Genomic DNA, 11,409 nt, shown 5'->3' with positions numbered 1-11,409 from the left:
TCAGGCGGCGCACCACCTCCACCAGGTTGGACGGCACGCCCATGGTCAAGGCGCCGGCGCGCACCATCACCACCTGCGTCACCGCGGTGGTCAGCGGCAGCACCAGCTTGAAACGGGCGCCCTTGCCGGGCCGCGTGGACGTTTCGATGCGACCGCCGAGGGCGACCACGTCGTTGCGCACCACGTCCATGCCGACGCCGCGGCCGGCCAGCGACGAGACCTCGCTGGCCGTGCTCAGGCCAGGGGTAAAAACCAGCTGCGCGGCCTCGTCATCGCCGAGCACCACACCTTGTTCGACAAAGCCCTGGGCGATCGCTTTCTCGCGCAGGCGCACGAGGTCCAGGCCGGCGCCGTCGTCCTCGAACACCACCGACACGTCGTTGAGTTCCTGCGCCAGGCGGATGTCGATGCGGCCTTCGGCTGGCTTGCCCAAGGCCAGGCGCGTGTCGGGTGCCTCGATGCCGTGCACCACGCTGTTGCGCAGCAGGTGTTCAAACGCCGCGGTCATGCGGTCGAGCACGCCACGGTCCATTTCGATGTGGCCACCGAAGATGTCCAGCCGCACCTGCTTGCCGGTTTCCTTGGACGCCTGGCGCACCACGCGGTACAGGCGCTCGGAAATGCCTTCGAACTCCACCATGCGCGTGCGCAGCAGGTCGCGCTGCAGCTCGCGCGTCTGGCGCGCCTGGGCCACCAGGCCGTCTTCGGTCGATTCGACCGCGCGCTGCAGGTTGCGCTGCACGGTGGCCACGTCGTTGACCGACTCGGCCATCATGCGGGTGAGTTCCTGCACGCGGGTGAAGCGGTCGAACTCCAGAGGGTCGAACGACTGGTCCGCGTCGCGCGCCTGCGCCAGGCGCGACTGCATCTGGGTTTCGGCCTGCAGTTCCAGGTCGCGCAACTGCTGGCGCAAGCGGTCCAGGTTGCCCGTCAGGTCTTTGAGCGAGCCGCGCAGGGTGACCAGTTCGGACTCCATGCGCGAACGCGAAATCATCACCTCGCCGGTCTGGTTGACCAGGCGGTCCAGCAGCTCGGGGCGCACGCGCACGGCGGCGCCAGCGCGCGTGGCCGCCGGCACCGGGGCCTGCGGCAGGGCCAGGCCGGTGAGGCCGGTGCTGGGCACGGTCGCAGCGGCGGGGGTTGGCGCGGCGGCGTCTGGCAGGGCGACAGCGGTCACCGCGTCGTCGACCGGAGCCTCGTCCAGCGGCTCGGGCATGGGCTCGGCCGCGGGCATGGGCTGCAGCACCTCGGCCAGCGACACCACACCGGCGGGGGCCAGCTCGGGCGCGGTCTGCAGCACGCCGTGCGAAGCCGGGTCGGTGTTGCGCAACAGGTCAAAGCGCGCGGCGATGGCGTCGAACGCAGCGGTCAGGGGCTCGATGTCGGCGCTGACCAAGTGGTCCGAACCCAGCCGTTCGGCATCGGTCTCCATGCGGTGGGCCATCTCGCCCAGCCGCAAGGCGCCGGCCAGCCGGGCACTGCCCTTGAGGGTATGCAGGTTGCGCAGCACCTCGGCGCGCGCGCTGGTGTTGTCGGGGCGGGCCGCCCACTGGCGCAGGGCGCCGGCCAGTTGTGGCAGCAGTTCCTGCGCCTCGTCGGCAAAAATCGGGAACAGGTCGACGTCGATGGTGTCCAGCGCGTCGATGTCGTCGTCGATGTCCTGCACCACCCCTTTGCGTACGGCGGGCAGCGGTGCGAACTCGGTGGTGTCGCCGCCAAATGTGGACGACTCGAAATCGGGCGGGGCGAACGCCGACGGCACCTCGTCGGGCGCCACGGCGACCACCACCGGCGGCGCGGGCACCGGCGCCACACCCCACTGGGTGTTGAGCACGATGTCCAGTCCGTCATCGGCTCCGGTCGCGGACGCCTCCAGCGGCTCATCGGCCATGGGCACCGGCGTGTGGATCACACGCTCGAGCGCGGCCAGCAGCTCGGGGTTGGGTTCTTTGTAGAAGCCGGCGGCGAACTGGTGCAGCAGGCGGCGGATGTCTTCCGACGCATCAACGAACAGCTGCGCCTGTTCGGCGCTGGCGGGGTGGCCGGCCTCTTGATGGAGGCTGACGGTGCCAATCGCGTGCTCCAGCGCACGGGCGATGTCCGACAGCGGCTGGAAGCCGACCGTGGCCGACGCGCCCGCGAGCGAGTGCGCCAGCGCTTCGGCCTGGTCGTGCACCGGCTCGTGCCGTTCGAGTGCCCATTCGGCCAGCCCGTTGCACAGGCGACGCGACCACTCGTCGGCCTCGTTGAGGTACACGTTGTAGAGCTTGATGCCGATGCGCAGCGGGCCAATGACCTTGGTCTGCTCGTCCGGCATGTCCTCGAACCCGGACGGCTCGGCCTCCGACGCGTCGGGCGTGTCGTCCCGCGCCGTCGCGGCGACGGTTTCGGTTTCAACAGGGGTCTCGGCGGCCTCCAGCTCCACCTCGACCTCTGGCTCGACCCGCTCCGGTGTCACGGACGCCTCGAGCTCAGCCTCGGCGTCCGCCGGCTCGGCCCGTTCGCCCGCCCACTCTGCGCCGTCCGTTGGCGGCTCAGCAGCGTCCGGAGCCAGCGGCGCGTGGCCGCTGAGCACCAAGTCCGGCACGGCATCGGCCGACGCTGGCGCCGGCTCACCCGCGGACGGCAGCATGGCGTCGAAGTCCAGCGTGATGTCGTCAAACATCGAAGGCACGCGATCGGCGCCATCCACCGGCACGGCGTCGGCGGCCCCGTCTGCCTCTGCGTCTGGTGCCGCGGCCTGCGCCACGTTGGACACCTGGGCCAGGCTGTTGAAATCGATGTCGGCCAGCAGGGGCACAGACTCGACCGGCAGCTCTGGCAAGGGCTCGGCCTCGACCAGATCGAAGTCGATGTCCAGCGGCGTGGTTTCGGCAAACGCCGGTCGGTCCGCTTCGCCAGGTTCCCAGCCAGCCGCCGCTTCGGCCATGCCAGATACGTCGTCGGGCTCGCCAGACGGCAACCCGTCGGCTGGCAGGGGCGCGCTCTCGATGATCGGCAGCTCGTCAGCCTCGGCTTCTGCTGGCACCGGCGCCGGCACCTGGGGCTGCGGTTCAACGGCGACCGCTGTGGATGTCGCCACCAGGGGCTGGTAACGGCCCTCGTTGCGCCAGGCCTCGCCGCTCGCGCGGAAGGGCTGCGCCTTCCAGGCGCCGTCCTGGTGGGCAGCAATGTCGTCGACCCACAGGGCAAAGCGGTCCAGCGCTTCGTTGGACAACTGCAGCAGCCCCGGCGCGGCCGGACGCTGCTCGGCCAGCACGGCGTTGAGCACCTGTTCCATGGCCCAGCCAGCCTCGCCGAACTCGTTCAGCCCGACCATGCGGGAACTGCCCTTGAGCGTGTGGAACGCACGGCGCAGCGTGGTCAGGTGCTCCAGATCGGCCGGCTGCTCCTGCAACTGGCGCACCGCACTGCGGCCATTGGCCACGACCTCGCGGGCTTCTTCCAGGAAGATGTCCAGCAGCTCGTCGTCTTCGTCGTCGTGCACAGGCTCGGCTGCCGGGGCGGGCGCAGGCACCTGCGCCACCGGCGCGGCGGTCTGCGACAGCTCGACCAGCGCCTGCGCACCCGCGGCCACGTCGCGCTGCACCAGGGCCTGCGCCGCGTCGCGCGCGGCCTTGGCCACGCCGTCCTGCTCGGCCAGCGAAGCCCGGTCGGCCAGCGAATCGAGTTGCTGGCTGAGGTCGGCCAGGTCCATCGACGACTGGGCGCCTTCCACCACCTGCTGCACATCGGCGCTGATGGCCTGGGCCTCGTCCGCAGGCGCTTGCGACGGGGTGTTGGCGTGTACCGTGCGGCCCATCAGTGGCACCAGCTCGCCCAGCGCCTCGTCGAACACAAACAGCTTCTTGGCCAGCGCGGGCTGGTAGCTGAGCATGTCCACCAGGAAGCTCAGCGCACTGAGGTTGTTGCCCAGGTGCTGGAAAGTGCCAGCCTCGCGGGCCAGGGCTTCGTCCACCTCGGTGTCCAGGATCTGCTCGACCGTGGTGCGCATGCGCGTGACGGTCTGCACCGCCTGGTCCAGCCCCAGCACCGAGAGCACGCCACGCATCTGCGCCAGCTGCGAGACGGCGACGTGCAGTCCGGCCTTTTCCTGCGGCGCACGGAAGAACTGGTCGAGCGACTTTTCCGCTTCGCCCAGTGAGACCTTGATTTCCCCGACCACGCTGCCCAGGGTCTGGCGGTCGCTCACGCGCCGGTAGAGCTGCTCCATCCAGGCGTCCAGCGGCTGGGCGGGCTCACCGGCGATCACCCGGTCCAGGCGCTCGGCCAGAGCCTGCGTGCGGTCGTTCAGTTCGTGGTGGGCCGGGTCGAAGTCTTCGAACGCCGCTTCGAGGTACAGCGTGGTCGTGGCCACTTCCATCGACAGCTCGGGCCGAAGAGCGCCGGGTTCGCGTGCTGCCTGGTCCACCGCGCGCACCAGGGACTGCGCGAGCGCAGTGCTGGCCGGGTGCAGCTTGATCAGAGAGTCGCCGATCAGGCCAAACTGGTCGACCACCTGGCGGGCACGGTTGACGTCACCGCCGGAAAACAGCGACCACGACTCCTTGGCCGCGTTGATGCGCTTGCGCGCCTGCACCAGCACCGCCGGGTCGAAACGGCCGAGCGAGGCTTGCGTGTAGTCCACCGGCGCGGCGTCGCCCAGGCCAAAGGCCTGGCGCACCGCCGCCAGTTGCAGGGCCTTGCCTTCGGGCGCGGGCCGGGCCTGCGCACAGAAGAACAGCAGGTCGTGCAGCAGGGTTTCGGACACCTCACCCGCCGTCTTCGGCTGGCTGAGCGCCGCGAACTGCAGCAGGATGCGCGAGGCCGCGCGTTTGACGTAGGCGTCGGGCGGCAGCAAATCCAGCGAGACCGCCTCGAAGTAGGCGGCCGCCACGCGCCAGAAGGTGGTGACGCGGGGCACTGTGGCGCCGGCCGACAGCCCAGCGCTCAGGCGCGCCAGTTGCTGGGCCGCCGCGTGGCTCTGGGTCTTGACCAGCAGCAGCACCAGGCGGTCGAGCATGGAGCGCAACGGCGCCTCGGGCTGCAGGGGCTTGGCATCGGCCGGCGCGGCCAGATTCTGGCCGCGCTGCTCGAACGGCCAGAGGTCGGCCGGGTGCACGCGTTCGGCGGCGGCCAGTTCCTGCACATCGCGGTACTGCGGGAACAGCGCCACCGGCTGCACCGGCTTGTTGTTGAGCACGGCTTCGAGGTACTCGACCAGGGCAAAACTGGCCCGCTCGACCTTGCCGGCGGCCTCCTCGGTGCAGTGCTGCGGTTTCTGCACAAAGCGCTGCACCGCGGCTTCCATGGCGCGCAGCACCTGCGCAGGCGCGCCCAGCCCCACCATCTCCAGCGCGCCCACCGCTTGGTGCAGCTGCTGGCGTGCGATGCGCAGCGAAGCCGGATCGGCCGCTTCCAGATCGCTGTGGCGCGACTGCTCGGTCTCGCGCACGAAGCGCTTGATGGCCTTGGTGGCCCCATCGAGCGACTTGCGCAGCTCCTCGAACACCCAGGCCAGGGGCCCGAGGTCTTCCAGCGGCGCGTCCGGGGTGAGGGAACCAGGGCGGGTATCGAGCATGGTGTGAAACGGTCAGCGCCGTGGTGCGTCAGGCGATCTTGAAACGGGCCACCGACTGGCGCAGCTCTTCGGCCATGGCCGAGAGTTCGCGCACCTGCTGGGCCGTCGAACGGGTACCTTCTCCGGTCTGTTCGGTCACCGCAAAAATGTGCTGGATGTTGCCAGCCACTTCGTTGGCCGATTCGGCTTCGCGCGACGTGGCGCTCGAGATCTGTTCGATCAGCTCGGCCAGACGGCGCGACACGCGGTCGATCTCGGTCAGCGCGTTGCCGGCGTTGTCCGACAGCTTGGCCCCTTCCACCACACCCTGGGTCGAGCGCTCCATGGCGGCCACCGCGTCCTGCGTGTCGGTCTGAATCGCCTTCACCAGCGCCGCGATCTGGCGCGTCGCATCGGCCGAGCGTTCGGCCAGGCGCTGCACTTCTTCGGCCACCACCGAGAAGCCACGACCGGCTTCACCGGCCGATGCGGCCTGGATGGCGGCGTTCAGGGCCAGCACGTTGGTCTGTTCGGTAATGTCCGAGATCAGCTCGGTGATTTCACCGATCTCCTGCGACGACTCGCCCAGCCGCTTGATGCGCTTGGAGGTTTCCTGGATCTGGTCGCGGATGGCGTTCATACCGCCAATGGCGTCTTCCACCGCCTGCAGACCCGACTCGGCGGCTTGCAGCGACGCACGGGCCACCTGGGCCGATTCCTGCGCCTGCCCGGACACCTGGTTGATGCGCTGCGCCATGTCCAGCACGGACTGGCCGGTTTCGCGGATCTCGCGCAGCTGTTCGGTGGAAGCGGCCAACAGCTCGGTCGAGGTGCTTTCCACCGCCGACGTCGTCTGCGCCACCCGGGTGGCCGTGGCCTGCACGTTGCCCACCAGTGAGCGCAGTTCTTCCACCGTGTAGTTCACCGAGTCGGCGATGGCGCCGGTGATGTCCTCGGTCACGGTCGCTTCCTGCGTCAGGTCGCCTTCGGCCACCGTCTGCAGTTCGTTCATGAGGCGAAGAATGGCGGCCTGGTTGGCATCGTTCACGCGCTTGGCGTCCTGCTCCAGCGATTCCGCCGCGAGCTTCTGGTTTTCGGCCACGCGCTGGCGCTGGCGGCTGTCCTGCAGCTGCACGTAGGCCAGACCGGCACCGCAAGCCAGGGCGAACAGCGTGGACAAAATCAGCGCCACCAGCTGACCACCGCCCAGACCGGCACGGCTGGACAACTGGTCCTGCAGCTGTTGCAGGCCTACGCGCAGCGGCTCGCTGTCGGCCACGATGGCGGCCTGCGCCTCGCGCGCCGACACCAGGCCCTGCAGGTTGCCCAGGATGGCCCCCGCCTGCGTGCGCGTTTCCTCGTAGAGCTTGAGCAGCGCTTCCAGTCGTTCTTTCACCTGCGCGTCGCTGGTGGGCGCCAGGCGCAATTCCGCGCTGCCCTTGAGCAGGCCATCGGTGATTTCCTTGAAGGTGTTCAGGTCCTTGCCCAGCAGGAACACCGCTTCCGGACTCACGCCTTCCATGGTCAGGAACTCGTTGGCCGACTTGCCGATGCGCTGCGTCAGCATCACGAGCTGGCCAGCGGCGGAGATTTCGGCGGCCGGCGCGTTCTGCTGCAGCTTGAGCGACGACACCGTTTCGGCGATTTCCAGCAGGTCGGACGACTGGCGGTTGATCAGGCGCAGGGCGTCACCCACCTGGGTCAGGATCTTTTGCTGGGTCAACACAGCCGCCGCGTTGCGCTCGGCGCTGTCCACCTTGGGCAACAGCGGATCCAGTTCGTCACCAAACGCGCCGCCCAGCGGCTGGATGTCCAGATCGCCGTCCCCGCTCTTGAGACCGCGCACCGAACGGGTCAGCACATCGGCGCTTTCCTTGACCTCTGGGAAAGCCGCGACGCTGCCCACCAGGGCCTGCGACACGCTCTTGGCCAGCCGTTGCGATTGCATCAGCGCCTGGCCACTGGCGGCCAGCTGCTGGCTGGCCTTGTTGGTCTGGCTCAGCACATAAAAGATCACGCCCGCCAGCACCAGCACGGACACACCCAGCAGCATGGTCAGCAGACGGCGGTGCTGGTCGGCCGGCTTGCGACCCAGCAAGGGCACCGACACCACGCCCGATTCGTCGGACAGCTGGCTGTCTTCGCCTTGCATGCGGCTCTCGGCGAACGGCTGGTCGGCCCCATCGGGCGCCAGCCGCGCAGCCGCCAGCTCGGCGATGTCCTGATTCGACGCCCGACTCAGGTCGGGCTCGTCGGCACCGTTTTTCTTGAACAGTCCCTGGAATCGATCAAGCATGGCCATGAAAAAAACCTTCCAACTGATGAGCAACGTGCAATGTCAAACAAGGCGCAGACCGGGCAGCACCGAGCCCCGGCTGCGGCTGGTGTCAGGCCGCGATGGCCAGGAAGCCGGGATCCGTGACCAGGGCCTGCAGGTCCAGCTCCTGCCAGGTCTGCCCCTGGTGGTCGATGAGACAGCGGGCGAAATACGGCGGCGCTTGTGGCGGTCGAGGTGCGATGGCACTGAACATGATCGGGTTGCGCAACCCCAGCAGGCGATCGATCCAGAGCACGGCGTTGACGCCCAGCGCCGCGTGCAGACTCACCAGACGGGTCTCGGAGGTCACCCGTTCCAGTGCCGACCCCTTGGTCACTTGGGCAGCGCCGATCAAGCCCGGAAGGTCCACCACGCCGTGCAGACCACCCCGCAGACTGGCCACACCCGCGTACCAGGACTTGGTGTACGGCACGGCCTGCACGGTGGTCCAGGGGAAAATTTCGCCCGACTGCACCAGTGGCACCAGGATACGCTCGCCACCGGCCTCCACCGCCAGCCAGGACGCGGTGGCGGCTTCGGTTTTGGCGGCGGTCAACCGTTGCGCCAGGCGCTCTTGCAGTTCTTTGAGTGACTGACGGTTGGCCATGCTCGGGTGGGCGGTGTGCGGCTGGCGCGCTCAGCCGAGCGCGCGGATCTTGGAGAGCAATTCTTCTGCGTTCACCGGCTTGGTGACGTAGTCGCGTGCACCTTGACGCATGCCCCAGACCCGATCGGATTCCTGGTTCTTGCTGGTGCACATGATGATGGGAATGCTCGAATACTGAGGATCGCGGGCGATCGCCCGGGTCAACTGAAATCCATTCTGACCGGGCATCACCACGTCCATCAAAATGAGTTCCGGCTTTTCCTCGCCAAGCCGACGAAAGGCCTCTTCCGCATTCTCGGCGGTGCGCACGCTGTAGCCATTTTTGCCCAGCAGGTCCGACAGCACCATCAGTTCGGTCTTGGAATCGTCCACAACCAGGATGTTTTTGATCGTCATCACGCGGCTCCGGTGAGGTGGGCGCCAAACTGCTGCACGGCCTGCAGCAGCTGGTCTTTGGTGAAGGGTTTGGTGAGGTATTCCTGCGAGCCGACCATGCGCCCGCGGGCCTTGTCGAACACGCCGTCCTTGGACGACAGCATGACCACGGGAATGTTCGCGAAGCGGGCGTTGCGCTTGATGATGGCGCAGGTCTGGTAGCCATCCAGGCGCGGCATCAGGATGTCGCAGAAAACCAGATCGGGCTGGTAGTCGTTGATCTTGGCCAGGGCGTCGAAACCGTCCTCGGCCAGCAAGACCTCATGACCGCCCTGCTTGAGGAAGATTTCCGCGCTGCGGCGGATGGTGTTGCTGTCGTCAACCACCAGGACTTTGAGGGCAGGCGTCGTGCTCACGGCAGTGGGGCTCCAGGCATCAGGTCGGGGTTGACGGGGAAGGGGACATCGGCAGGCGCCGGCTGGAGCAAAGACGCTGACCGCGTCAGATCTGCACCATCTCGAAGTCTTCCTTGCGGGCGCCGCATTCAGGACAGGTCCAGTTCATTGGCACGTCGGCCCACCGCGTGCCGGGCGCGATGCCGTGCTCGGCATCGCCGGTGGCTTCGTCGTAAATCCAGCCACAGATCAGACACATCCACGTCTTGGCGTCGCTCATCTTTTAAAGGGTGTTGTCTTAGAATGCGGCGATTGTATAGAGCCACGGCGCCCCGGCCAGGGAGCAAATCCGCAGGCGGTTCCCAGGGGCGACAGGCGTGCACCACCTCCCTTGCCACGCGCACCGAACACCCCTCCCCAGCACCCATGACCCCACCCACCGACACCCGCACGCCCGAGGCGGATGACGCCGCCGAACAGGTCTCGCTCCCCTGCGTGATGGTGTTCAACGCCAACGACCCCAGCGGCGCCGGTGGTCTGAGCGCCGACCTGACGGCCATGTCCAGCGCCTCGGCCCATGTGCTGTCGGTGGTCACCGGCACCTATGTGCGCGACACGTCGGAGGTGCACGACCACATCGCCTTCGACGAGGAAGCCGTGGCCGACCAGGCCCGCGCCGCGCTGGAAGACATGCCGGTGCAGGCCTTCAAGGTCGGCTTCGTGGGCAGCCCGGAAAACCTCAGCGCCATCGCCGAGATCGCCACCGACTACACCGAGGTGCCGGTGATCGCCTACATGCCCGACCTGTCGTGGTGGGACGAGGTGGACATCGAGACCTACCTGGACGCCTTTGCCGAACTGATGCTGCCGCAGACCACCGTGCTGGTGGGCAACCACAGCACGCTGTGCCGCTGGCTGCTGCCCGAATGGGAAGGCGACCGCCCGCCCAACGCCCGCGAGGTGGCCCGTGCCGCCGCGGTGCACGGCGTGCCCTACACCCTGGTCACCGGCTTCAACGCGGCCGACCAGTACCTGGAAAGCCACCTGGCCAGCCCCGAGACGGTGCTGGCCACTGCGCGCTACGAGCGTTTCGAAGCCACCTTCAGCGGCGCCGGCGACACGCTCTCGGCGGCGCTGACCGCGCTGATCGCGGGTGGCAACGACCTGCAGGCCGCCTGCGCCGAAGCGCTGACCTACCTCGACCAGTGCCTGGACGCGGGCTTTCAGCCGGGCATGGGACACGCCATACCGGACCGCCTGTTCTGGGCCCACAGCGACGAAGACAACGATCCTGAACCAAGCGAACCCGGCGGCGCACCCGACAGCGCGCTGGACGCCGGCGACTTTCCCCTCGACACCACCAAACACTGAACTCCCATGAGCGACCGCAACCTTGAACTGTTCGAACGCGCCAAGCGGCTGATCCCCGGCGGCGTGAACTCGCCCGTGCGCGCCTTCCGCGCCGTCGGCGGCACCCCGCGCTTCGTGCAGCGCGCGCAGGGCGCGTACTTCTGGGACGCCAACGGTCAGAAGTACATCGACTACATCGGTTCCTGGGGCCCGATGATCCTGGGCCACGGCCACCCGGCCGTGCTCGAAGCGGTGCAGAAGGCCGCGCTGGACGGCTTCTCGTTCGGCGCGCCAACCGAACGCGAAATCGAACTGGCCGAAGAGATCATCAAGCTCGTCCCCAGCCTGGAGATGGTGCGCCTGGTCAGCTCGGGTACCGAAGCGGGCATGAGCGCGATCCGCCTGGCGCGAGGCGCCACCGGCCGCAAGACCATCGTCAAGTTCGAAGGCTGCTACCACGGCCATGCCGACGCGCTGCTGGTCAAGGCCGGTTCGGGCCTGGCCACCTTCGGCAACCCGACCAGCGCCGGCGTGCCGCCCGAGGTGGTGCAACACACCCTGGTCCTGGAATACAACAACGTGGCAGAGATCGAAGCCGCGTTCGCCGAACACGGCGCCGACATCGCCTGCGTGATGATCGAGCCGATCGCTGGCAACATGAACTTCGTGCGTGCCAGCGTGCCGTTCGTGAAACGCATCCGCGAGCTGAGCACGCAGCACGGCGCGCTGTTCGTGTTCGACGAGGTGATGACCGGCTTCCGCGTGGGTCTGGGCAGCGCCCAGGGTCACTACGCTTCGCTGATCCCGGGCTTCGAGCCCGACATGA

Annotated in this window: 8 protein-coding genes; 2 read left to right on the top strand and 6 right to left on the bottom strand. The window is 68.1% G+C overall.

Annotated elements, in window-relative coordinates; translation table 11 throughout:
- From ACR2JA_RS12980 to ACR2JA_RS12955, 6 genes are all read right to left on the bottom strand, one after another.
- On the bottom strand, positions 1 to 5,560 hold a 5,560-nt coding region (locus ACR2JA_RS12980), incomplete at its 3' end, for an Hpt domain-containing protein (RefSeq protein ID WP_434009498.1).
- A 28-nt stretch (positions 5,561 to 5,588) separates the two neighbouring features.
- Entirely contained in the window at positions 5,589 to 7,841 is a 2,253-nt protein-coding gene (locus ACR2JA_RS12975; protein ID WP_434009497.1) for a methyl-accepting chemotaxis protein, read from the bottom strand.
- An 85-nt stretch (positions 7,842 to 7,926) separates the two neighbouring features.
- Entirely contained in the window at positions 7,927 to 8,463 is a 537-nt protein-coding gene (locus tag ACR2JA_RS12970) for a chemotaxis protein CheW (protein ID WP_434009496.1), read from the bottom strand.
- A 30-nt stretch (positions 8,464 to 8,493) separates the two neighbouring features.
- Positions 8,494 to 8,859 carry a response regulator gene (locus ACR2JA_RS12965; protein ID WP_434009495.1) on the bottom strand — a complete coding sequence of 122 codons (366 nt, stop codon included), beginning with the start codon at positions 8,857 to 8,859 and terminating at the stop codon, positions 8,494 to 8,496.
- Complete coding sequence (locus ACR2JA_RS12960; RefSeq protein ID WP_434009494.1) at positions 8,859 to 9,254, bottom strand: response regulator; 396 nt, start codon at positions 9,252 to 9,254, stop codon at positions 8,859 to 8,861. The genes ACR2JA_RS12965 and ACR2JA_RS12960 overlap by 1 nt, the downstream gene beginning before the upstream one ends.
- Positions 9,255 to 9,339: 85 nt before the next feature.
- Entirely contained in the window at positions 9,340 to 9,513 is a 174-nt protein-coding gene (locus ACR2JA_RS12955) for a rubredoxin (protein WP_310568269.1), read from the bottom strand.
- Between the two features lie 146 nt (positions 9,514 to 9,659).
- Here ACR2JA_RS12955 and thiD point away from each other — a divergent pair, with 146 nt between their 5' ends.
- Both thiD and ACR2JA_RS12945 read left to right on the top strand, forming a co-directional pair.
- Positions 9,660 to 10,604 carry a bifunctional hydroxymethylpyrimidine kinase/phosphomethylpyrimidine kinase gene (thiD, locus tag ACR2JA_RS12950; RefSeq protein ID WP_434009493.1) on the top strand — a complete coding sequence of 315 codons (945 nt, stop codon included), beginning with the start codon at positions 9,660 to 9,662 and terminating at the stop codon, positions 10,602 to 10,604.
- A 6-nt stretch (positions 10,605 to 10,610) separates the two neighbouring features.
- Positions 10,611 to 11,409 (top strand): glutamate-1-semialdehyde 2,1-aminomutase (locus ACR2JA_RS12945; RefSeq protein WP_434009492.1); only part of this gene is annotated, 799 nt, incomplete at its 3' end.

The organism is Hydrogenophaga sp. (assembly GCF_051007235.1).
In the GTDB taxonomy this organism is placed as follows: domain Bacteria; phylum Pseudomonadota; class Gammaproteobacteria; order Burkholderiales; family Burkholderiaceae_C; genus Hydrogenophaga.
This window is presented reverse-complemented; position numbering and strand designations above follow the sequence as displayed.